Below are 23,442 nucleotides of genomic sequence, written 5' to 3' on the forward strand. Positions count from 1 at the left end.
TAGTAAAAGCCCTGATTGATGTCGAAAAACATTTAATCAGGGCTTCACTAGCATATGTTATTTTTACAGTTAGCACATCTACTCAACTAAATATTACTTGACAAAATCATTGTCACGCTTACTTTTTAAGTGATACTGCTATAAACACTTTTATGACTATACATTAAAGCGGAAATGTACGACGTCGCCATCTTGCATAACATAGTCCTTACCTTCAAGGCGCATTTTACCCGCTTCTTTCGCGCCTTGTTCACCATTGTTATTTACGAAGTCGTCATAACTTGTCACTTCTGCACGGATGAAACCACGTTCAAAGTCCGTATGAATAATCCCCGCACATTGTGGTGCAGTCATACCTTCTTTAAATGTCCATGCACGTACTTCTTGCACACCCGCTGTAAAGTATGTCGCAAGTCCAAGCAAGTCATACGTTTTACGAATTAAACGATGTAAGCCTGGCTCTTCAATGCCTAACTCTTCTAAAAACATTTCTTTATCTTCATCATCAAGTGTCGCAATTTCTTCTTCAATTTTCGCACTAATCACGATCACTTCTGAGTCTTCTTTCGCTGCATATTCACGAATGGCTTGTACTTTGTCATTGTCTGCATCGTTTACTTCATCTTCACCAACGTTCGCAATGTATAGCATTGACTTAGATGTTAATAAATGTGCTTGGTTCACATACTTCTGATCTTCATCGTTGAATTCAAGACTACGTACCGGCTTGCCGTCTTCAAGCGCTTCTTTAATTCGGCTTAAAATACGCACTTCATTCATCGCCGTTTTATCTTTTTGGCGTGCCATTTTCTCAATTCGCGGCAAGCGTTTCTCAACTGACTCAAGGTCTGCTAATACTAATTCCATATTGATTACTTCAATATCTTCAATTGGATTCACACGACCTGCAACGTGTGTCACATTATCATCATCGAATGCACGTACTACTTGGCAAATCGCATCTACTTCACGAATGTGTGATAAGAACTTGTTACCTAAACCTTCACCTTTTGACGCACCTTTTACGATACCTGCAATATCCGTAAATTCAAAAGTCGTCGGCAACGTTTTCTTTGGGTTAACAATTTCTGCTAATTTATTCAAACGTTGATCTGGTACTTCTACAATCCCTACGTTAGGATCGATTGTCGCAAATGGATAGTTGGCTGCTAATGCGCCTGCCTTCGTAATTGCGTTAAATAGCGTAGACTTCCCTACGTTAGGTAAGCCTACAATACCCGCTGTTAAAGCCATTATTCATTCTCCTTATCATTTGTACTCACTGATTCGAGTACACTTTTTAATTTTTTATTAAATGTTTGACGTGGCAACATGATACTGCGCTGGCATGCTTCACATTTGATACGAATATCTGCACCCATGCGAATGATTTTGAAGCGATTCGTGCCACATGCATGTTGTTTCTTCATCTCTACTATATCATTTAAACCATATTTTGCAGACACGTTTATCACGCACCTTTCACTTATTGTTGTTCACTATTTTGTTGATACAACTGAACGAGCGTTGGTGCAGGGGCTTTGATCCCCTCTGCTTGTAAAAAGTCTTTAAGTTCACGACGTAAAATACGCGCACCTGTGAAATTTTCACCTGGTGTTGTTTCTCCAGCAATACGAATACTTGCTTCATATCCATTGACTTCATCAACACCTAAGACTTCCGGTGCCTCTAAGAATAAATCGTACTTTTGAGGAATCTTTTTAAGAAATTGATTCATCTTTTTCTCAACAACATCAAGATTTTCTTCAATTGAAACAGGAATATTAATAATTGCAACTCCGTTCGTCACAGAGAAGTTGGTCACTTCACTCATTGTACCATTTGGAATGGTAGAAAGCTCTCCCGTAATTGATAAAATACGTGTCGAACGCAAACCAATTGCCTTAACAGTTCCTTCTGCAATCGGTGAGCCATTATTTTTAATACTCACATAATCACCGACATCAAATTGATTCTCAAACACAATAAAGAATCCTGTAATCACGTCTTTTACTAATGTTTGCGCACCGAAACCAATGGCTAATCCAACGACTCCCGCACCAGCTAGAATACTCTCAACGCTGATACCAAACTTGCTTAAAATGGTTGTCAATGTAATGAACCATACAATGTAACCAGCAACATTTTGTATAAGTGTAATCAATGTTTTAGAACGTTTAGAACGGCTTATTTTGCCAGTCTTACCATTTACTTTAAAGAACTGTGCAATCACTTTGTTTAAAATACGTGTAACAATAAAGGCCGCAAGTACATATATACTGACGATAACGAGTTGTGTTAACAGATTTGAATATGTCTCTGGCTCTAAAAACGGTTGTATCATCCCTTTAATAATCGACTCAAATTTTTGCATAATCATATCCTTTCTATCAAATGATTCTACTATTTACCTTTCAACAACTGAATCAGTCGTCGATAGTCTGCTTCTGAATGAAAAGTAAAGGTTACTTGTCCTTGATTGCGTTTCGTAGCAATTTCTACTGATGTCCCATACTGTTCACTGAGTTGTTGTTCATGCTGGCGTATCAGTTGTGGTTTTTTCGGTTGCGTTGATTGCTGTCGCTTATCTTCTGATGCTTGCTGAGCTTCCGCAACTTGTTGTTCTAAATATCGAACACTCCAAGACTCCCGGACGGCTAAATCAGCGTATTGACGCATCTTTTCAGAGTCTTTTAGTCCTAATAATGTCCGCCCATGACCACCTGATAGTGTACCTTCTCGTATTAATTGCCGAATAGATATTGGCAGTTTCAACAAACGTAACATATTTGCAATGTACGGTCGTGATTTACCAAGGCGTTCAGCAACAGCTTGTTGTGTCATATTGTGCGCCTGCATTAATTGCTGATAACTTTCGGCTTCTTCAACAGCATTGAGATTTTCTCTCTGCAAATTTTCGATAATTGCTAGCTCTCTCATCTCATGATCCGACAACTTTCTAATAATCGCTGGGATATGTGTTAAGCCTGCTTTTTGACTTGCACGATAACGTCGTTCACCTGCCACAATATAATATCCTTGGATTGATTCTGTAACAACGATCGGCTGTAAAACACCATGTTGTACAATCGATTGTGAAAGCTCTATCAGCTTATCGTCATCAAAATCTTTCCGTGGTTGATAAGGATTCGGTCGTATCTCTGCAAGGTTCAGCATTTTGATTTGTTCATCACCTGTCATCAAAGTAATATCCGACACCTTTACCACCAACTCTCACAAAAAATTTGACTACTCTATTTTACTGGTTGCACCCTAGATAGACAAGGAATTCCCATCATTTAATATGCTGGTTAAATTTTTATTAAATCGTAATTTTCTGATAAATGTGTTGACAAGTTTTTCTCATTCGTGTAAAGTGTGATTTACCAAAACAAAACACACAATATTCGAAACACTGTAAAAAGGAAAGTAGAACGTCCCCTGCGATTACAGAGAGTCTTCATTTGCTGAGAGAAGATATTGAAAGCACGTTTGAAAATGGCCTTGGAGTGTTGATGCCAATATGAGGTATCACCGGGTTCGCCCGTTATCGCGATACAGTATTAACATGTTGTTAGATGACGTACTGGAATTCCACGTATATATCCTCACTGTATACGCATACTCTTAACGTACATCATACAATGTGGCGTACTGGAAGAGGTTGCTTTAGTGATGAAGCAACGAACAAAGGTGGTACCGCGAAAGCTTTCGTCCTTTATATTCCGATTTATTAATCGGCTATAAAGGACGAAAGCTTTTTATTTATTTGAGGAGGTTATCACACAATGAAAGCAACAGAACTGGCACAAATTGCATTAACTGAAGATTGTACAGGCGCAATCGCAAACCCTATCTATCTTTCAACTGCATACGCACATCAGGGGCTGGGTCAATCTACCGGCTATGATTATACAAGAACGAAGAACCCCACACGTCATACGTTTGAAGAAGCCTTTGCAAAGCTGGAAGGAGGCATCTCGACTTTTGCAACAGCAAGTGGTATGGCGAGCATTCAATTAATTTGCAATCTCTTCCAGCCAGGAGATGAAATACTCGTTTCTTATGACTTATACGGCGGGACTTTTCGTTTATTTCAATTTTACGAACAACAATACGACATCAAATTCAAATACGTTCATTTTGAAGACTTTACAGAAGTATCAGCCCACATCAACGACAATACATGCGCATTTTTTATTGAGCCCATTTCAAATCCGCTCATGATTGAGATTGACCCGACACCTTATTACATACTTGCCAAACAACACGACATCTTGACGATTATCGATAATACGTTTTTAACACCTTACCTATCCACACCGTTGAAAGATGGTGCAGATATCGTACTACATTCGGCGACGAAATATATCGGTGGACATAATGACGTGCTTGCAGGTGTTGTAACAGTCAAAGACCCTGATCTTGCGGAACAACTCAATATCTTACACAACATGATCGGAGCAACACTTTCACCTTTCGATAGCTATTTATTACAACGTGGCTTGAAGACTTTACACCTCAGAGTTGAACGCTCAGAAGAAAATGCGCAACGACTAGCTAAACGTTGCCAGACACTCGATGGGATTGCGGAAGTGCTCTACAGTGGGCGCACAGGCATGTTGAGCTTAAGGTTACAACCTGATTACTCAGTCGGTGCATTGCTCGAACATATCAAAGTTTGTCGCTTTGCTGAGAGCCTCGGTGGCACTGAAACATTTATCACTTTTCCTTATACACAAACACACATCGATATGCCAGACGAAGAGAAAGACCAACGTGGCATCGATCAACATTTAATTCGTTTATCAATCGGGGTTGAAGCTTATGAAGATATTGAAAATGATTTAATTCAAGCATTAGAACAATCAAGAGAGGACGTGACGGTATGAGTTTAACGAAACAAACACAATTAATTCATGATAGCCAGCGGGAGCCCACGTATCAAAGTGCGAACCAGCCCCTTTATTACTCGTCAACGTACCATCAACAACAATTGGGTGGGGCAACACCTTATGATTACGCAAGAAGTGGCAATCCAAACCGCACACACCTCGAAACAAAGTTAGCGCAACTTGAAAATGGCAAACACGGTTTTGCATTTAATTCTGGTATTGCTGCTATTACGGCTGTATTTCTAACACTACAAGCAGGAGATCATGTGATATTGCCTGATGATGTATATGGTGGGACATTTCGCTTAACAGAACAAATTCTCGCAAAGTTCAATATTACTTTTACAACAGTGAATGCTGAAGACCCCAAAAATATCGAAAATGCTATCCAACCAAATACGGCATTAATTTATATTGAAACACCGTCAAATCCGCTATTCAAAATTACAAATATTCCAGCAGTCATTGACATCGCACAACATCACCATATACGTGTTGCTGTCGATAATACGTTTATGACACCACTTGGACAACAACCTTTAGACTTAGGTGCCGACATCGTCATTCATAGTGCCACAAAGTTCTTAAGTGGACATAGCGATGTGATTGCAGGTGCTGTTATTACCAATGATGATGACATTGCAGACGCACTATATCTCATTCAAAACGGAACGGGAACTGCATTATCTGTCTATGATAGTTGGACATTAACACAACATTTGAAAACATTAGATGTACGTTTCAAACAGTCCGTTAAAAGTGCTAAAAAAATCAATACATTCCTTGCACAACACCCTGCTGTCTCGGAAGTGTATTACCCAGGAAATAGTAGCACCCATTTACGCCAAGCACATCATGGCGGTGCAGTACTTGGCTTCCGCTTAGTAGATGAAACAAAGGCACAACAATTTGTAGACGCATTGTCTATTCCGCTCGTTTCAGTCAGCTTAGGCGGTGTTGAAACTATTGTGTCACATCCAAATACGATGTCACACGCAGCCATTCCTCAACATATTCGTGAAGCACGTGGCATTACATTCGGACTTTTTCGAATCAGTGTTGGCTTAGAAAATATAGATGATCTCATCTTAGATTTAGACATCGCATTAAAGGAGGTATATGATGAGTCGCTTATTAAACACCCTCAAGCACAAAGTTCTAGTGGCTGATGGCGCAATGGGCACAATTCTCTATTCTGAAGGTTTAGATACCTGTCCAGAAGCCTACAACTTAACACAACCTAAAAAAGTGGAACATATTCATCGCTCATATATCGAAGCCGGTGCAGACATTATACAAACAAACACATATGGCGCCAACTTTGAGAAACTTCAACAATTTGGACTCGAACATAAGGTCAAAGCCATACATGAAGCAGCTGTTACGATTGCCAAGCGTGCAGCTAACGAAGATACCTTTATTCTCGGAACTGTCGGTGGGTTCCGAGGCGTCAAAAAAGGAGACTTATCACTCTCAGCTATTTTATATCATACAGAAATTCAAGTAGATACTTTAGTCACTGCCGGGGTTGATGGTCTCTTATTTGAAACTTACTACGACTTAGAAGAATTGCTTAAAGTCGTCAAAGCAACACGCGCACGCTTTAAGGATATCCCAATCATTGCTCAGCTGACCGCTTCCAATACCAACTACTTGATAGATGGCACGGAAATCAATGCTGCGCTACAACAAGTCATCTCAGTCGGTGCGAATATCGTAGGTCTCAACTGTCATCATGGTCCAATGCATATGAAAAACACCTTTAGCCATATCTCCTTGCCAAATAATGCATATCTCTCGTGTTATCCAAATGCCAGTTTGTTAGACATCGATAATAACAGCTTCAAATATAGCAACAACGCTCAATATTTTGGTAATACAGCTAAACAGCTCATCCAAGAGGGGGTACGGCTAATCGGTGGCTGTTGCGGGACAACGCCAGAGCATATCCGACAGATTAAAGCATCTGTTGCATCACTGAAACCTATCACCGAAAAGAAAGTTATTCCAATTCACAAGCAGCCAGAAAAGAAAAAACAAGCGGTTCAGCGACTCACCTTGTCAGAACGTGTACGTCAACGCCCGACTATTATTGTCGAGTTAGATACACCAAAACACCTTGATACAACTCGTTTTTTCAATAATATTAAAGCACTTGACGATGCACAAATTGATGCAGTCACATTGGCAGACAACTCTCTAGCCACTGTACGAGTTTCAAATATTGCCGCCGCTAGTTTAATCAAGCAACAATTCAATATCGAACCGCTTGTTCATATTACATGTCGAGATCGCAACTTAATCGGTCTACAATCACATTTACTCGGTTTATCGTTACTCGGTATTCACGAAATACTGGCAATTACCGGTGATCCTGCCAAAGTGGGACATCTCCCAGGTGCAACAAATGTATATGATGTGAATTCAAAAGGCTTAACAGAGTTAGCATTACGCTTTAACAAAGGGATTAATTCGAACGGCGATGCGCTAAAGACAGAAACACACTTTAACATCGCAGGTGGATTTGATCCACACGTTCGAAACATTAAAGCCGCTGTCCGTAAAATGGAAACAAAAATCGAAAGTGGCATGCATTATTTCATTACACAACCTGTTTTTACAAAAGAGAAAATAACAGAAATTTATGAAGCAACCAAACATCTAGACGTCCCCATTTTCATTGGTATCATGCCGATTACCAGCTACAAAAACGCCTTGTTTTTACATAACGAGGTGCCCGGCATTAAGATGTCTGAAGATGTACTCGCACAATTTGAGGCAGTGGCAGATGATAAAAAAGCCACTTATGAACTGAGCCTATCGCTGTGTAAGTCATTGATTGATCACGTCCATCACTATTTCAATGGACTGTATCTTATCACACCATTTGAGCGGGTCGATTACTCGCTAGAACTCGCAGCGTATTCAAAATCTATTACGAACAATAATCAGGAGGTTATATTATGACAATTAAAACAACAAACTTAGGATTCCCAAGACTTGGACGCAAACGTGAATGGAAAAAAGCAATTGAAGGTTACTGGAACGGTAAAATTAGCAAAGATGAACTCGATGACACATTACAAAACTTGCATCGTGAAAACTTATTATTACAAAAACATCATCAACTTGACAGTGTCCCTGTAGGTGACTTCTCACTTTACGATCACATCTTAGATACATCATTACTGTTCAATATTATTCCTGAGCGCTTTCAAGGACGTGAAGTAAATGATGACTTATTATTCGATATTGCACGTGGAAACAAAGAGCATGTTGCCAGTGCTTTAATTAAATGGTTCAACACGAACTATCACTACATCGTACCTGAATGGAACAATGTAACACCAAAAGTCAGCAAAAATACGTTGCTTGAACGTTTCAACTATGCCAAATCACTCAATATTCCCACACACCCTGTGATTGTTGGACCGATTACCTTTGTCGCATTATCAAAAGGTGGGGAACAATCATTTGAAGATAAAGTACGCACGTTATTGCCACTTTATATCGAAGTATTTGAATCGCTCGTCCAAGCAGGCGCTGAACTGATTCAAGTGGACGAACCTATTTTAGCGACAGACCAAGGAACAGAACTACAAGACATTACACAAAATGCTTATGAAGCTTTTGCAGATGCAGAACTGGGTGATAAATTAATCATTCAAACATACTTTGAACGTGCTGATGTGAAATTCTTGAGCAGCTTACCAGTAAAAGGATTAGGGTTAGACTTCGTACATGACCGTGGTCACAACTTGGAACAAATTCAAAATGGCGACTTTGACCGTACGAAAACGTTATTTGCCGGTATTATTGATGGACGTAATGTATGGGCTGCAGATATTGAAGCAAAAAAAGCGTTAATTGACACACTCACACAGTACACAGAGGATCTTTATATCAATCCTTCATCATCCTTATTACACGTACCTGTATCATTAGACGACGAATCATTAGACGATGATATTCGTGATGGTCTGAGCTTTGCAACTGAAAAATTAAACGAATTAGATGCTTTAAAACGCTTGTTCAACAAAGAGGATGCGACGAAGTTCAATGCGCTGGCAGAACGATATGCACGTTTCCAACAACAGGACTTTAAAAACTTGGATTATGACTTTGACAGTGTACGTTCACAACGCGCCTCAGCATTTGCAGAACGTAAAATCGCACAACAAGAAAGACTCAATTTACCTGACTTACCAACAACAACAATCGGTTCATTCCCACAATCGCCAGAAGTACGCAAATATCGTGCAGACTGGAAAAACAACCGTATTTCAGATGAAGCCTATGAAACATTCTTAAAAAATGAAATTAAACGTTGGATTGAAATTCAAGAGGAGATTGGCTTAGACGTACTTGTGCACGGTGAATTCGAACGTAACGACATGGTGGAATTCTTTGGCGAAAAATTACAAGGCTTCCTCGTAACAAAATTCGGCTGGGTACAATCATACGGTTCTCGTGCGGTTAAACCACCAATCATCTATGGAGACGTTAAATGGACTGCCCCGTTAACTGTTGCAGAAACAGTCTATGCACAGAGCCTAACAGACAAACCAGTCAAAGGTATGTTGACAGGTCCAGTTACAATCTTGAACTGGTCATTTGAACGTGTTGATATTCCACGTGAAACAGTACAAAACCAAATTGCGTTGGCGATTAATGAAGAAGTGTTAGCTCTTGAGGCAGCGGGTATTAAAGTGATTCAAGTAGACGAACCTGCATTGCGCGAAGGCTTACCGCTTCGTAAAGCCTATCACGAAGACTACTTGCGCAATGCCGTGCACAGTTTCAAACTTGCAACATCATCTGTTGCGGATCAAACGCAAATTCATACGCATATGTGCTATTCACAGTTCGGTCAAATCATCCATGCAATCCACGAACTTGATGCCGATGTAATCTCAATCGAAACATCTCGTAGTCATGGAGACTTGATTCAGGACTTTGAAAACATCAATTACGACCTTGGTATCGGACTAGGTGTTTACGATATTCATAGCCCACGTATCCCGACAGAAGAAGAAATAACAACAGCGATTAACCGTGCACTACAACAAATCGATCGTTCACTCTTCTGGGTTAATCCAGACTGCGGCTTAAAAACACGTAAAGAAGATGAAGTAAAAGCTGCACTCACAGTACTCGTAGATAGCGCTCAAAAATTACGTCAAGGTTAAAAACTATAAGGCTGTCGTATCTGCTTGGTGGTGGGACCGTGCCCCCATTTCGTTGTCCCACCTTACCTATTGTTTTGCTCATGCACATTGGATAATCATTAGAAGTGACTTTAACCCATAACCCCACCATCACTTCTACTGTGAGGGACAATACACCATCCGTTGTCTCACACTGGCAATGCTGAGTAGGGCTGGGACACAATAAATTTAAGTACTGAGAAACCGATAAACGGTGTCCCAACCTCTGTCAGCTACTGCATATCATAGTTAAAAGGAATGTCCACATTCTTTATTGTCGCTGATGCACACTGATTAAAGGAGGCTTTGCCCATGACACATCCACTTTGGACACAATTGCAAACATTAAAATCAACACGTTGGGTCGACTTAACACATACCTTCAATGCGAACTCTCCCCATTTCTCAGCATTTGAAGGTGCCCAAATTGACACACCCTTTACTGTTGAAAAGGACGGCTTTTTCGTCCAACAATGGTCGTTCGTAACACAGTATGGAACACACATTGATGCCCCCATTCACTTTGTTGCGAATCAACGTTACTTACACGAACTCGAATTGCGAGAACTCGTCTTACCATTGATTGTCTTAGACTATTCATCAGACGTGGCGAAAAACCCCGACTTCCGTCTGACACGTGCCCATATCGAACAATGGGAAGCAACACATGGCGCAATCGAACCAGATACGTTTGTCGCCTTCCGCAGTGACTGGTCGAAACGCTGGCCAGATCATGAAGCATTCGAGAACAAAGATGCTGACGGTCAACAACACTTGCCTGGCTGGTCACTCGATGCCTTGCAATATCTGCTAGAGGAACGACACGTTAAGGCAATCGGTCACGAAACATTCGATACCGATGCCTCTGTCGATATCGCCAAACATGGAGATATCATTGGCGAACGCTATGTCCTTGGTCAAGACCGCTATCAAATCGAACTCTTGACCAACTTGGATCAGTTGCCAACACGTGGCGCAATCATTTATAACATTGCGCCAAAACCGGACCATGCCCCCGGTTTCCCTGTTAGAAGTTTTGCCCTAGCCCCTCAATAAATATTACCCCAGGTACATGAAGGGAATGTACCTAGGGTCTTTCCTGTGTATGAATCATAAATATATACTAATTTCCCCCTCTCGTATTCTTTTATTAAACTGTTCATCTCTCCACCCCGCAATAATATGTCTTAAAATTTCTCTTACATTTTACAATTCATTTAAAACATTTTTAATAGATAATTACTAAATATTTTAAAAAAATATTTAGGTAATTAGAAACTATTTACATAATCTTACATTTTTACTATTATGATGATAAGGAGGGATGTTCAATGAATGGATTTTTTGTAATTATGCTTTGCTTACTCCCGTTAGTTTTAGTTAATATTCATTATTATTTAGATAATAAAAAGAAAAAGAAGTAACAACTTTTCTTTTTGCTAATTACAATTGTCTTCAAAAATATTACAACTAGTTTTTTCACTATTAAGTATATAATAACTAATTAGGAGAATTGTTATGAAAAAATTAATTAGTACAATGACATATGGATCAATCCCATTAAAAATAATCTAACAACACTTAACAGTATTCAATTTCATCATACACTAACCTGTAAAGGGGGCCACAAGATTAATTTTTATATTATTCAGACAATTGTCGGTTGAATTATATAGGTTGTTCCTCTTAATTTTCATTTGAAGAAGTAATATTAGATTTAGCTATCAACGATAAAATGCCATATTCTATTTAGCTCTATAAACTCTTCTCTCTTTTTTTAGAAAATCAACGACATTATCTTTCAAAAGTTCAAAATCCCCTTGAAAAGTCACAATATCAATTGTTTTACTAAAACCTTCATCTCTATCGATATTAGACTGATAGCCGTTTAAAGATAGAAACATATGCATAGCAATAAATGCTGTACGTTTATTACCATTATAAAATGGGTGTTTCTTAATAATGTTAATCCATAAAATCGCAGCTTTACTATAAATATCTGGATATAACATCCTCCCAAAAACTTCTTGCTTGGGTTGATTAACTATCATATTAAGACTACTTATATTAGAAATGCCAACCGGTTCTATAGGAGAATATTCTCCTATAACCATAATATTGATTTTAACAATATCTTCTGCTTTTAAATATTTCATTTATCCACCAAGTCTTTCAAAAGCCCATCGTATTGTTGCATTGCTTTTTTCAATTCTTTATCGAAATCAAACTTGGGCTCTGCCTTTTTAATAATTACTGTATCTTCAGAAGTAACAAATTCAATCTCTTCCCCCACTTCAGCGCCAAGAAGCTCTTTAATTTGTTTTGGAATCGTGATTACTGTGCTATTTCCTGTCTTACGTAAAAGAACATTCATGTTATCTTCCTCCTTACAATTATGTATATACATAATAAAGTGTATATACATAATTGTAAAGTATATACCTTTAACAAATTTTTCCTCCTAATACAATCATTGTCTCTATTAGTTCAATATCTTCGCTCATTATGTATGTCTGATTCTAACTCTCCAAAATAAGAATTTCCACTTTTATAAATTTGGTTCTACAACTCTTGGAATTCAGTACAACTGAATGAAGACAGCTATTCAACTCAACTGAAACTACATGATAAATAAAACTAGGTACTTATAAATATCTTTCCACCACAGAAACCGAACAACCGTATCAAACCAGATATATCTCCTCTTCGTGTACCTGGTTTGATTTGCTTATTTTTCACGAAATGCTGTAATGCCAACACCTATCAATGTCACACATCCACCGATAACTGCAAAAATTGTAGGAATTTCTTCTAGCATAAAATAGGCGAACACAAGTGATATAACTGGCGTCAGATACAATGAAATAGTCGCATCAGACACACCCATTTTTTGAATCGTGTAAGCCAATGCGAGATAAGGGATGACTGATGGTCCTATTGCTAAATAGAGCACTGCTAAAATCGTGTCCACATGCGCCGATTGCAAGTCTTGAAGACTACCCGGCAACCATATCAACATTGCTAATGCACCCGCAAACATCGTATAAACTGTTAGTGACATAAAGCCGTACTTTTCCAGCAATGACTGTTGAAATGTAAAATAAATACTTTCGCCAAATGACGCTAATAAAATCAGTACAATTCCAATAAAGTATGCCTTCAACTGTGAACCATTACCTAACGAAATTAGTGCGATACCCAAAAATGCGATAATAGAACCTAACCAAGCAAATTTTGAAAAAGTTGCCTGTAAAAAAGTGGTTGCCAATAGCGCCGAGAAAATAGGCGTTGTTGACACAAGCAAACTCGCAATACCAGCACTCACGTAATATTCACCTATACTCAGTGCTGTATGATACACGGCAAAACCACAAATACCTAATAACACGAGCAATGGGATATCTTTCATATCTGGAAACGATACTTTTTTGATATAGCCTATTAACATTAATATGACACTTGCGATAACCAATCGTAATGTTGATAAATGTTCCGCTTGAAAATCCTGCAATGCGAATTTGATAAATGGAAACGCAGAACCCCACAAAATAATTGTTACCATAAAAGCCCCGTAGATAGATATGTAATCTTGACGCCTATTTGCCATACGACCACGCCCCTCATTTAGTATGTTCTCATCTTAATGAAGGTGTTCTATAATAAGTACAACCAATCAACTAGAAATTGACCTAACCATTTTCAAGGATGTGATGCGTATCAAATATAAGCAAATTGCGACGTATATTCGCAATAAAATTATCAACGGGGATTGGTTTTACGGTATGAAAATCCCTTCCCATCGCCAGTTAGCTAAGCAGTTCGATGTCAATAGAGTCACCATTATTAAAAGTATAGAAGTCTTAGAAGCTGAGGGGTTCATTTATACAAAACAGGGAAGCGGTACATATGTCAATGACTATCTCAATGAAGACTTTATCGCGCAAAAATGGTCCGAAATGATGGACTGGTCATGGACTACGAGAAGCCAATATACCGTACAGCTCATTAACAAATTAGAAACGGATTCAACCTACATTCATCTCAGTAAAGGAGAACTCGGAAAAGATTTGATTCCACACATCGCGTTAAAAAATGCTATGACAAACGTATCCAACTATATCGGTGACCTATCATTCGGTTACAACAATGGTTATGGCTACATCAAGTTAAGAGCACTAATTGCCGAGCGTTTACATCAAAAAGGGATTACTATTACAGAAAATAATGTTCTTATTACTTCAGGTGCATTACACGCCATCCAACTGTTAACAACGGGATTTCTGAGTCGTCATACACGTATTTTTTCTAACACACCCTCTTACATTGACTCTACACATATTTTTGGTCTGCTCAACAACAAACATATTCACGTACCATATCAAGACTTTCACAACTTCCAGAACATTGCTGATCGTATACCAAGTCACCAAGATAAAGCGCTATATATCGAACCGACATTCAACAATCCAACTGGTCAATCTCTATCACAAGCAACTAAGGAAAGCATTCTCAAATATAGTCAATTACACCATATGCCTATTATTGAAGATGACATTTATCAAGATATTTGGTTCGATCAGTCTCCCGGCAAATCTATGAAAGCAATGGATCAACATGGTAATGTAATTCATGTAAGTAGCTTTTCAAAATCCATCGCTCCCGCCCTCCGCATTGGCTGGATTATTGCATCAGAAAAAGTAATTGAACAGCTAGCCGATATCCGTATGCAAAGTGATTATGGTTCAAGTATCCTCTCACAAATGGTCGTCTATGAAATGCTTCAAAGTGGGGATTATGACCACCACATACAAAAGCTGCGGGTCGTCTTAAAAACCAAGCGTGACAAGATATTACAACTTTTAGCACAGCACTACACGGACATTGCGACATGGCAAATACCACATGGTGGCTTCTTTATATGGTTAACCTTTACAAAAGATGTGGATATCAAACGCCTGTTTTCAAATCTAATTGATAAGGAAAAAATTCTCATCAATCCTGGTTTTATCTATGGCAGTACAGAAAATACTATACGTCTTTCTTTTGCGTATGAAACGATTGAAAATCTCACGCTTGGATTAGAGAAAATGCGTCAATACTTGAAGTAAAAAACAGGGAGTGATACAGAAACCTGATTTAAAAAAGATTTCATTGTACCGCTCCCTATCTTTTATACATTGCCCAAAGCTTTCAAAAGCTCATCGTATTGTACCATCACTTTTTTGAATACTTCATCAAAATCAAACTGTGACGTCATCTTATCTTTAGTTTTCGCACAAACATTGCTTCCTATTTTATCTAAACCTTAGCACTATTCACAAAGAACATTATGATTGAAAATTGACCAACTCTTAATATTTACCCTACCATTGATTTCTCTGGTATTTGTCCATATCTTCCGTTATCTATTACTTTATTACATTACTTCAGCCCCAGAAGATCTTTAATTTGTTTGGAATCGTAATTACTGTGCTATTTCCTATCTTACATAAAAAACATTCATATTATAATCCTCCAAAATAAGACTTCCCGCAACTGTAAATTTCTAAAAAACGGACAGCACCACCATCTCTCCAATGGGTACTGTCCGTTCATTCTTACTTGCGATATAGTTTCACACGAATTTCATAATAATCATCGTGATCTTGTTCTTTTTGTTCAAACTTTATACCGTTCGCACGAATTTCTAATAAGCTATTCGCAATAATGTCACGTGCTGCCGAAATATCATGAACAATAGCTTCTGAGACATCTTCATCCGCTTGAACAACGTCCAATTCCGATTCAGCCGCTTCTTTCAACTTATCTTCCGTCTGTTTCACATTCAATTGCTGTTTCACAATCAATGCCAACATCTCTTCTTGTCGTTCAGCAGATAAACCAACGAGTGCTCGACCGTGTCGCTCTGTAATTTGGTGCTCACGTATCGCTTGTAACACAGTGGGTGTCAGTTTCAACAGACGTAGTTTATTCGCAATAAAACTTTGACTTTTACCGACACTTTTAGCCAGTTCGGCTTGTGTAATGCCTTCGAATGCCAATAATTTCTTATAGGCCTCTGCTTCTTCTACAGCAGACAAGTTTTCTCGCTGAATGTTCTCAATCAACGCCACAACCGCGGTTTCTTCATCATTGAGATGGCGCACCAATACTTCCGCTTCGGTCATATGATTCATCTTCAGCGCACGAAAACGACGCTCTCCCGCAATGATTTCATACATATTTTCCTCAATCGGACGCACAACAATTGGCTGTAATAAACCATGCTCTCGAATCGATTCAGCGAGTTCTTCAATACGTGCACGATCAAATGTCTGACGTGGTTGATAGCGATTTGGCACAATGCGCTCTACACGAATCGTCTCAACACCTTGATGTTCTGCTTCCGATACTTCTAATAGGTCATCTTTATTTTTAAGTCCAAATAACTTAGAAAAGGGTTTTTTCATACGCATCTCTCACTTTCACAAATAGAGCTGTCACTATTCAACGAGCGGTGCTTTATTCGGTGTTCCCGGCTTTCGTGGATATTTCTTCGGTGTCTGACTACGTTTTTGAATTTTAATAATTTGGCGTTCACCTGCATCTTCCGGCAACGTAAACACAAAGACTTCTTCAACACGTCCGCCTAATACGCCAATCGCAAAACGTGCCTCGTCCAACTCTTCTTGTCCTTTAGAAGACTTCAAGGCTAAAAAGAGTCCATGTTTCTTAACAAGTGGTAAACAAAGTTCGCTCAATACGGATAATCTCGCAACCGCACGCGCCGTTACAATATCGAAAGACGCTCGGTAGTCTTCATTCTTACCAAAAGTCTCCGCTCGATCATGTACAAAGCGCACTCCTTCTAATTCTAATGCATCTGCCAATTGGTTTAAAAATTGAATCCGTTTATTCAATGAATCCACAATAGTTACTTGTAAGTTTGGAAAGACTATTTTCAATGGAATACTTGGAAAACCTGCACCTGCACCAACATCACATACATGTAGTGGTTCACTCAAGTCGCAATAAAAACTCGGCGTGATTGAATCGTAAAAATGCTTCAAATAAACTTCATGTTTCTCAGTAATACTTGTTAGATTAATTTTGTCATTCCACGTTACAAGCATATCATAATACGTCTCAAATTGTTGTTTCTGCTTATCTGACAACATGATACCGTGCTCATCTAATTGTTTTGCTAACCATTCTACACTCATTTATTTCACCCTTTGTATTTTCCCTTGTTCTAAATAAACCAATAAAATCGAGATGTCCGCTGGGTTAACGCCTGAAATACGTGATGCTTGTGCGATGTTTAATGGTTTTACTTCTGCCAATTTTTCACGTGCTTCAGAGGCTAAACTATCAATTTTAGAATAATCAAGATCCTCTGGAATTTTCTTTTGTTCCATGCGTTTTACTTTATCCACTTGTTGTAATGACTTATTGATATAACCTTCATATTTCGTTTGAATCTCAATTTGTTCTTCAACGTCTGATGGCAAGACGTGAGATTCTTCTAAGATTTCAAGTACTGTCGCATATGTCATTTCCGGACGACGTAACAATTCATTCGCCAAGATACCGTCTTTTAAGCGAGAACCGCCTTCACGCTCAATAATTTCTTGCACACGTTCCGATGGCTTAATACGTAATCCTGCTAAACGTGCCAACTCATTCTTGATTTGTTCGCGCTTCTCATTAAAGCATGCATAGCGCTCTTCTGAAATTAAGCCCAGTTCATAGCCGATGTCAGTCAGACGTAAATCCGCATTGTCATGACGTAATAACAAACGATATTCAGCACGAGACGTCAATAAACGATACGGTTCATTCGTCCCTTTCGTTACAAGATCATCAATCAGGACACCGATATATGCATCAGAACGACGTAAAATTTTCTCTTCTTTGCCTAACACACGTCCAGCAGCGTTAATTCCAGCCATTAAACCTTGACCTGCCGCTTCTTCGTATCCTGATGTTCCATTGATTTGTCCAGCTGTATATAAGTTCTTAATTTTTTTCGTTTCAAGTGTCGGCCATAATTGTGTTGGCACAATCGCATCATACTCAATCGCATATCCTGCACGCATCATATCCGCTTTTTCAAGACCTGGAATCGTTGCTAACATTTGACGTTGCACTGCTTCAGGTAAGCTTGTAGATAGCCCCTGAACGTAGACCTCGTTCGTCTGACGTCCTTCTGGCTCCAGGAACAGTTGATGACGTGGTTTATCGTTAAAGCGGACAAATTTATCTTCAATTGACGGACAATAGCGTGGCCCAGTTCCTTTAATCATCCCTGAGTACATCGCTGATAAATGTAAATTATCATCAATTACCTTGTGTGTTTCACCATTCGTATACGTTAACCAACATGGTAGTTGATCTAGAATATACTCTGTTGTTTCATAACTAAACGCTCGACCGACATCATCACCCGGTTGAATTTCAGTCTTACTGTAATCAATGGTTTTCGCATTTACACGTGGTGGTGTACCTGTTTTAAAACGCACGACATCAAAGCCAATCTCTCTTAAATGATCTGCTAAAGTGATGGACGGCAATTGATGGTTCGGGCCACTTGAGTATTTCAAGTTGCCGAGAATGATTTCACCACGCAAGAACGTTCCTGTCGTTAAAATAACGGCTTTTGCACGATATTCTGTACCAACATTTGTGCGCACACCTTTCACTGCACCGTCTTCAATGATGAGTTCATCTACCATACCTTGCATCACTTCAAGGTTGTCTTCATCTTCTAACACACGCTTCATCTCTTGTTGATACAACACTTTGTCTGCTTGGGCACGCAATGCGCGGACTGCTGGCCCTTTGCCTGTATTCAACATACGCATTTGAATATGTGTTTTATCGATCGTTTTCGCCATTTGTCCACCAAGTGCATCGATTTCACGCACAACGATTCCTTTAGCTGGTCCTCCAACTGACGGATTACATGGCATGAATGCAATATTGTCTAAATTTATCGTTAACATCAATGTACGTGCGCCACGACGTGCAGAAGCTAATCCCGCTTCAACGCCTGAATGTCCTGCACCTACAACGATGACATCAAATGTTTTAATCATTCGGTTTCCTCCACAAATTATTTTCCGAGACAGAATTGACTAAACAGTTGATCAATCAGCTCTTCACTTGCCGATTCACCAATAATTTCTCCTAGCAGTTCCCAAGTACGTGTTAAATCAATCTGTACCATATCCATAGGAACACCTGCTTCTGCCGCTTCAATCGCATCTTGAATTGCTTGTTTTGCCTGTTTTAATAATGAAATATGACGCGAGTTAGAAACGTACGTCATATCTTGATTTTGTACCGTACCATCGAAAAATAAGTCTCGGATTTGTAACTCTAACGCATCAATCCCTTGCTGTGTCTGCATGGACGTCTCAATCAATGGTTTGTTACCAATCATTTGTTTCACTTCATCTATGTCAAGTTGACGCTCGAGGTCTGTCTTATTCACAATAACAATAACATCTTCATTTTTAATGACATCATAAAGTTGGCGATCTTCAGGCGTCAAAACCTCATTATTATTCAGCACAAACAAGATCAAGTCTGCCTCTTGTAGTGCTTTACGTGAACGCTCTACGCCGATGCGTTCTACAATATCTTCTGTTTCACGAATACCGGCTGTATCGACTAATTTCAACGGAACGCCTCGCACATTCACGTACTCTTCTAAGACGTCACGTGTCGTCCCAGCAACTTCTGTTACGATTGCTTTGTTAGACTGAATCAGATTATTCAACATGGAAGACTTCCCTACGTTTGGCTTACCGACAATGACCGTTGACAAGCCTTCTCGCATAATCTTCCCTTGTACGCCTGTGTCAAGCAATTGTTGAATCGCTTCCTTAATCTCTCTTGAGCGCTCTAATAAAAATTCTGTTGTCGCTTCTTCTACATCGTCATATTCCGGATAATCAATATTAACCTCAACTTGCGCCAATACTTCTAAAATTGACTGGCGCTGTTGTTGGATTAATGTACTTAAGCGCCCCTCAATTTGATTCATCGCAACTTTAGACGCACGATCTGTCTTAGATCTAATGAAGTCCATAACCGCTTCTGCTTGAGATAAGTCAATACGACCATTTAAAAAGGCACGCTTCGTATATTCACCAGGTTCCGCCATACGTGCACCATGTGTCATCGTCAACTCAAGCACACGGTTGATTGTTAAAATACCACCATGACAATTAATTTCAACAATGTCCTCTCTTGTGAACGTTCGCGGTGCGCGTAACACGGAAACCATAACTTCTTCCACGATATCTCCTGTTTCGGGATCAATGATATGGCCATAGTTAATTGTATGTGTTGGCACTTGCTCAAGTTTTTGCTTTCCTTTATATAACTTATCTGCAATTGCGACAGCATCATGCCCTGACATACGCACAATACCAATCGCGCCCTCACCCATAGGCGTTGATATACTCGTGATTGTATCTAACTGTTCCACGTTCACGTGCCTCCTTTGCTCATTTTGATTATGCTTATTGTAAAATATTTCAGCCATAATTGCGCCTATACTGTTTAAAACATAAAAATATCGTTATATTTTAGACTTCGGTTTGTCTAAAGTCAGACAAACCGAAGTCTAACCTCTACTTTATTCTCTTATTAAAAACCTTCGCAATCTTCAAGACGTGCTCTAAACTTTTTTGAACTTCACTTACCGACATATCTTTCGCCGGAAAACGCGCAATCACTATCATATCTTTTGGTAAAAAATCTTCCTTATGAACTTTGAAGCATTCTCTAATACTTCTTTTAATCCGATTACGTGTAACGGCATTGCCTAATTTTTTAGAGACACTAATCCCTAAACGAAAATGACTCGCTTCTCGGCGATCATAAGTATATACAACAAACTGGCGATTGGCTACTGACTTACCCCGTCGATAAATCATTTGAAAATCAGCATTCTTCTTGATTCGGTATGCCTTTTCCATTTAATATCACTCGTCTTTCCTATTTTAACGTCTCTTTTGGATTAAGATAACTATTATATATAATTTTCATAAAGTGGTAGCCCTCTAGCATCTCGATAAGATGTTATGACTGCTCTCTTGCCCTACGCAATCACAAACATATGCGTTACTTTTGCAAAAAAAAGACCACTGAATAAGTCAGTGATCTTATGCTGATAAAACTTTGCGACCTTTACGACGACGACGCGCCAAAACTTTACGGCCATTTTTAGTGCTCATACGTTTTCTAAAACCATGAACTTTACTATGTTTACGTTTATTTGGTTGATAAGTACGTTTTACCATGCAAAACACCTCCGTCTCAATTCATACAATTATCTAATCCATCACTCTAGATAAGTTAATTTCGTTTTCTACATTCAAAATAGAACTGTCTTTTAAATGAAATGTCTACATTTCAAGCAACTACTACAATATAACAAAATACAATTTGTAAATCAAGTACGTTTTTCTATCTTCTAGTATTTCCATTTTTTTAAGTGTTGTGCAAGTAAACAAATTATTATCTAATCTATTTTCCTTCTATCTATTATCAAATAGGATAATAACCTTATCCACTTATACACAGTGAGTGTTATATATATTGTGGATAAAATTCTATTCCTCACAAGTTATCCAAAGATCTCCCCACATATTCACATCTATTTGACAGTATATATTGTTAAAAAGTATAATTGTGTGGATAAGTGGTGAGAACCCTTATATTCTTTAGTTTTTAAGTGCATACATTTTTCTTTTTTGTCTGTGGATAATAGAAAAGTTTTATTAGGTAATCCACAGTTTGTGATTAACTTGTGGATAATTGCTAACAGGCTGTGATTATTTTTACAGATTGCAAAAGAATTTGTGCATAACTAAAATTTTATTAAGGAAGATGGCGTTAAACATGACAGAACAAGAAATTTGGGACAGTGTTCTGAAGTTGTTGCACGAAGCTGTGACGGAGTCTTCTTTTAACACATGGTTTAAAGATACTAAGATACATGCTATATCCGACGACAAGATTATCTTGGTGGCAAACAATCCTTTTACTGCAAATTGGCTCCTACAAAACTACAAAAGCATGATTATTGAATATGCAAATGCTGTTTCAGGGAACAATATTGAGCAAATGGAAGTGTTAACTGAAGATGATTTAAAAGAACTTCAATCAGATTTTTTAACAACTCAGAAAAAAGAAAAAAGCGTCGAGCCTATCGTACAAGGGGAACAATTTAATACTAATAACACGTTCGATACCTTTGTTATTGGTCCAGGTAATCAGTTTCCACATGCTGCAAGTCTTGCGGTCGCTGAATCACCAGCAAAAGCTTATAATCCTCTGTTTATCTATGGTGGCGTGGGATTAGGCAAAACACATTTAATGCATGCTATTGGTCACTATGTTATGGAAAACAACAAAGATGCCAAAGTACTTTACACATCTAGTGAGAAGTTTACAAACGAATTCATTCAATCTATTCGCAACAATGACACAGAGTCCTTCCGCGAAAAATACCGAAATATCGATATTTTGTTAATTGATGACATTCAATTCATCCAGAAAAAAGAACAAACGCAAGAAGAATTTTTCCATACTTTCAATGATCTCCATCAAAACAACAAGCAGATTGTTATTTCAAGTGATCGACCGCCGAAAGAGATTGCAACACTGGAAGAACGTCTAAGATCCCGTTTCCAATGGGGACTCATCGTTGACATTACACCTCCTGACTTTGAAACACGTATGGCAATTTTGCAGAAAAAAACAGAAGAAGAGAATATTGATATTCCAATCGAAGCACTCACTTATATTGCAAATCAAATTCAAACTAACATCCGTGAATTAGAAGGTGCACTCAATCGCGTCAATGCATTCTCAAACTTGAAAAAACAACCAATTACAACTGAATTAACAGCAGAAGCACTACAAGACATCATTCAAGTGACAAAATCTAAAAAAATTACTATTCAAGACATCCAAAAAGTAGTTGGGGCATACTATGGTATCCGAATAGAGGACTTTGCCGCCAAAAAGCGTACAAAGTCTATCGCTTATCCACGTCAAATCGCAATGTATTTATCACGAGAACTCACAGATTTCTCCCTACCAAAGATAGGTGAAGAATTTGGTGGTCGTGACCATACAACAGTCATTCATGCACATGACAAAATAAAAAAAGAAATTGAAAATGACCCTATTTTGAAAGACGAAATTACAAGTCTTGAAAAAGAAATTCGAAGTTAGTTTGTGGATAATGTGTAAAAGTTGTACACACGATACACAAGTTATCCACATGTGTGTAACCTTCATATACTTAAGATTATTTGAGTTATCCACTAATCCACAAG

The 23,442-nt window shown here is 38.6% G+C and carries 20 protein-coding genes and 1 other annotated feature; of the genes, 7 read left to right on the forward strand and 13 right to left on the reverse strand.

The window, feature by feature from the left end; translation table 11 throughout:
- Nucleotides 1-156 precede the first annotated feature (156 nt).
- Genes ychF through NXS11_RS02730 form a run of 4 tightly spaced genes read right to left on the reverse strand, consistent with a single transcriptional unit; the run spans nt 157 to nt 3,201 of the window.
- Nucleotides 157-1,254, reverse strand: coding sequence for a redox-regulated ATPase YchF (gene ychF / locus NXS11_RS02715; RefSeq protein WP_259198451.1), 1,098 nt, complete (start codon nt 1,252-1,254; stop codon nt 157-159).
- A complete protein-coding gene (locus NXS11_RS02720) occupies nt 1,254-1,466 on the reverse strand; it encodes a DUF951 domain-containing protein (RefSeq protein ID WP_259198452.1) in 213 nt (70 codons plus the stop codon). Before NXS11_RS02720 ends, ychF begins: the two co-directional genes overlap by 1 nt.
- A gap of 20 nt (nt 1,467-1,486) precedes the next feature.
- A complete protein-coding gene (locus NXS11_RS02725) occupies nt 1,487-2,374 on the reverse strand; it encodes a mechanosensitive ion channel family protein (protein WP_259198453.1) in 888 nt (295 codons plus the stop codon).
- Nucleotides 2,375-2,403: 29 nt separating this feature from the next.
- Complete coding sequence (locus NXS11_RS02730; protein ID WP_259198642.1) at nt 2,404-3,201, reverse strand: ParB/RepB/Spo0J family partition protein; 798 nt, start codon at nt 3,199-3,201, stop codon at nt 2,404-2,406.
- A 207-nt stretch (nt 3,202-3,408) separates the two neighbouring features.
- Nucleotides 3,409-3,722, forward strand: a binding site (T-box leader).
- Nucleotides 3,723-3,788: 66 nt separating this feature from the next.
- Here NXS11_RS02730 and NXS11_RS02735 point away from each other — a divergent pair.
- From NXS11_RS02735 to NXS11_RS02755, 5 genes are all read left to right on the forward strand, one after another.
- On the forward strand, nt 3,789-4,892 hold the full coding sequence (locus NXS11_RS02735) for a PLP-dependent transferase (protein ID WP_259198454.1): 1,104 nt from the start codon (nt 3,789-3,791) through the stop codon (nt 4,890-4,892).
- Complete coding sequence (metC, locus tag NXS11_RS02740; protein ID WP_259198455.1) at nt 4,889-6,064, forward strand: cystathionine beta-lyase MetC; 1,176 nt, start codon at nt 4,889-4,891, stop codon at nt 6,062-6,064. Before NXS11_RS02735 ends, metC begins: the two co-directional genes overlap by 4 nt.
- A complete protein-coding gene (locus tag NXS11_RS02745; protein WP_259198456.1) occupies nt 6,018-7,862 on the forward strand; it encodes a bifunctional homocysteine S-methyltransferase/methylenetetrahydrofolate reductase in 1,845 nt (614 codons plus the stop codon). Before metC ends, NXS11_RS02745 begins: the two co-directional genes overlap by 47 nt.
- Entirely contained in the window at nt 7,856-10,084 is a 2,229-nt protein-coding gene (gene metE, locus NXS11_RS02750; protein ID WP_259198643.1) for a 5-methyltetrahydropteroyltriglutamate--homocysteine S-methyltransferase, read from the forward strand. The genes NXS11_RS02745 and metE overlap by 7 nt, the downstream gene beginning before the upstream one ends.
- Nucleotides 10,085-10,414: 330 nt before the next feature.
- Entirely contained in the window at nt 10,415-11,158 is a 744-nt protein-coding gene (locus tag NXS11_RS02755; protein ID WP_259198458.1) for a cyclase family protein, read from the forward strand.
- Between the two features lie 689 nt (nt 11,159-11,847).
- Here NXS11_RS02755 and NXS11_RS02760 read toward each other — a convergent pair.
- The 3 genes from NXS11_RS02760 to NXS11_RS02770 form a co-directional block, all read right to left on the reverse strand.
- Nucleotides 11,848-12,258: a type II toxin-antitoxin system death-on-curing family toxin gene (locus NXS11_RS02760; protein ID WP_259198459.1), complete on the reverse strand. Its 411-nt coding sequence runs from the start codon at nt 12,256-12,258 to the stop codon at nt 11,848-11,850.
- Nucleotides 12,255-12,476: an AbrB/MazE/SpoVT family DNA-binding domain-containing protein gene (locus NXS11_RS02765; RefSeq protein WP_259198460.1), complete on the reverse strand. Its 222-nt coding sequence runs from the start codon at nt 12,474-12,476 to the stop codon at nt 12,255-12,257. Before NXS11_RS02765 ends, NXS11_RS02760 begins: the two co-directional genes overlap by 4 nt.
- Before the next feature lie 354 nt (nt 12,477-12,830).
- Entirely contained in the window at nt 12,831-13,709 is an 879-nt protein-coding gene (locus NXS11_RS02770) for a DMT family transporter (RefSeq protein WP_259198461.1), read from the reverse strand.
- A 103-nt stretch (nt 13,710-13,812) separates the two neighbouring features.
- On the opposite strand from NXS11_RS02770, the gene NXS11_RS02775 reads away from it, so the two are divergent.
- Entirely contained in the window at nt 13,813-15,210 is a 1,398-nt protein-coding gene (locus tag NXS11_RS02775) for an aminotransferase-like domain-containing protein (protein ID WP_259198463.1), read from the forward strand.
- Between the two features lie 489 nt (nt 15,211-15,699).
- On the opposite strand, the gene NXS11_RS02780 is transcribed toward NXS11_RS02775, so the two are convergent.
- The 6 genes from NXS11_RS02780 to rpmH form a co-directional block, all read right to left on the reverse strand.
- Nucleotides 15,700-16,551 carry a ParB/RepB/Spo0J family partition protein gene (locus NXS11_RS02780; RefSeq protein WP_259198464.1) on the reverse strand — a complete coding sequence of 284 codons (852 nt, stop codon included), beginning with the start codon at nt 16,549-16,551 and terminating at the stop codon, nt 15,700-15,702.
- 33 nt (nt 16,552-16,584) lie between these two features.
- Complete coding sequence (gene rsmG, locus NXS11_RS02785) at nt 16,585-17,304, reverse strand: 16S rRNA (guanine(527)-N(7))-methyltransferase RsmG (RefSeq protein ID WP_259198466.1); 720 nt, start codon at nt 17,302-17,304, stop codon at nt 16,585-16,587.
- A complete protein-coding gene (gene mnmG, locus NXS11_RS02790) occupies nt 17,305-19,179 on the reverse strand; it encodes a tRNA uridine-5-carboxymethylaminomethyl(34) synthesis enzyme MnmG (RefSeq protein WP_259198467.1) in 1,875 nt (624 codons plus the stop codon). It abuts the gene before it with no gap.
- Between the two features lie 17 nt (nt 19,180-19,196).
- Nucleotides 19,197-20,579 carry a tRNA uridine-5-carboxymethylaminomethyl(34) synthesis GTPase MnmE gene (gene mnmE / locus NXS11_RS02795; protein ID WP_259198469.1) on the reverse strand — a complete coding sequence of 461 codons (1,383 nt, stop codon included), beginning with the start codon at nt 20,577-20,579 and terminating at the stop codon, nt 19,197-19,199.
- 145 nt (nt 20,580-20,724) lie between these two features.
- Nucleotides 20,725-21,072 carry a ribonuclease P protein component gene (gene rnpA, locus NXS11_RS02800; protein WP_259198470.1) on the reverse strand — a complete coding sequence of 116 codons (348 nt, stop codon included), beginning with the start codon at nt 21,070-21,072 and terminating at the stop codon, nt 20,725-20,727.
- A 186-nt stretch (nt 21,073-21,258) separates the two neighbouring features.
- Nucleotides 21,259-21,396: a 50S ribosomal protein L34 gene (rpmH, locus tag NXS11_RS02805; RefSeq protein WP_000240855.1), complete on the reverse strand. Its 138-nt coding sequence runs from the start codon at nt 21,394-21,396 to the stop codon at nt 21,259-21,261.
- Between the two features lie 601 nt (nt 21,397-21,997).
- Here rpmH and dnaA point away from each other — a divergent pair.
- Nucleotides 21,998-23,338, forward strand: a complete 1,341-nt coding sequence (gene dnaA, locus NXS11_RS02810; protein ID WP_259198472.1) for a chromosomal replication initiator protein DnaA — start codon at nt 21,998-22,000, stop codon at nt 23,336-23,338.
- Nucleotides 23,339-23,442: the final 104 nt, after the last annotated feature.

This window comes from Staphylococcus americanisciuri (assembly GCF_024814435.1).
Taxonomy (GTDB): domain Bacteria; phylum Bacillota; class Bacilli; order Staphylococcales; family Staphylococcaceae; genus Staphylococcus; species Staphylococcus americanisciuri.

Bases quoted from the DNA above. Each gene is read 5' to 3' on its own strand.
- ychF (WP_259198451.1), bottom strand. From the start codon at position 1,254: ATGGCTTTAACAGCGGGTATTGTAGGCTTACCTAACGTAGGGAAGTCT.
- NXS11_RS02725 (WP_259198453.1), bottom strand. From the start codon at position 2,374: ATGCAAAAATTTGAGTCGATTATTAAAGGGATGATACAACCGTTTTTA.
- NXS11_RS02730 (WP_259198642.1), bottom strand. From the start codon at position 3,201: ATGACAGGTGATGAACAAATCAAAATGCTGAACCTTGCAGAGATACGA.
- NXS11_RS02735 (WP_259198454.1), top strand. From the start codon at position 3,789: ATGAAAGCAACAGAACTGGCACAAATTGCATTAACTGAAGATTGTACA.
- metC (WP_259198455.1), top strand. From the start codon at position 4,889: ATGAGTTTAACGAAACAAACACAATTAATTCATGATAGCCAGCGGGAG.
- NXS11_RS02745 (WP_259198456.1), top strand. From the start codon at position 6,018: ATGAGTCGCTTATTAAACACCCTCAAGCACAAAGTTCTAGTGGCTGAT.
- NXS11_RS02755 (WP_259198458.1), top strand. From the start codon at position 10,415: ATGACACATCCACTTTGGACACAATTGCAAACATTAAAATCAACACGT.
- NXS11_RS02760 (WP_259198459.1), bottom strand. From the start codon at position 12,258: ATGAAATATTTAAAAGCAGAAGATATTGTTAAAATCAATATTATGGTT.
- NXS11_RS02765 (WP_259198460.1), bottom strand. From the start codon at position 12,476: ATGAATGTTCTTTTACGTAAGACAGGAAATAGCACAGTAATCACGATT.
- NXS11_RS02770 (WP_259198461.1), bottom strand. From the start codon at position 13,709: ATGGCAAATAGGCGTCAAGATTACATATCTATCTACGGGGCTTTTATG.
- NXS11_RS02775 (WP_259198463.1), top strand. From the start codon at position 13,813: ATGCGTATCAAATATAAGCAAATTGCGACGTATATTCGCAATAAAATT.
- NXS11_RS02780 (WP_259198464.1), bottom strand. From the start codon at position 16,551: ATGAAAAAACCCTTTTCTAAGTTATTTGGACTTAAAAATAAAGATGAC.
- rsmG (WP_259198466.1), bottom strand. From the start codon at position 17,304: ATGAGTGTAGAATGGTTAGCAAAACAATTAGATGAGCACGGTATCATG.
- mnmG (WP_259198467.1), bottom strand. From the start codon at position 19,179: ATGATTAAAACATTTGATGTCATCGTTGTAGGTGCAGGACATTCAGGC.
- rnpA (WP_259198470.1), bottom strand. From the start codon at position 21,072: ATGGAAAAGGCATACCGAATCAAGAAGAATGCTGATTTTCAAATGATT.
- rpmH (WP_000240855.1), bottom strand. From the start codon at position 21,396: ATGGTAAAACGTACTTATCAACCAAATAAACGTAAACATAGTAAAGTT.
- dnaA (WP_259198472.1), top strand. From the start codon at position 21,998: ATGACAGAACAAGAAATTTGGGACAGTGTTCTGAAGTTGTTGCACGAA.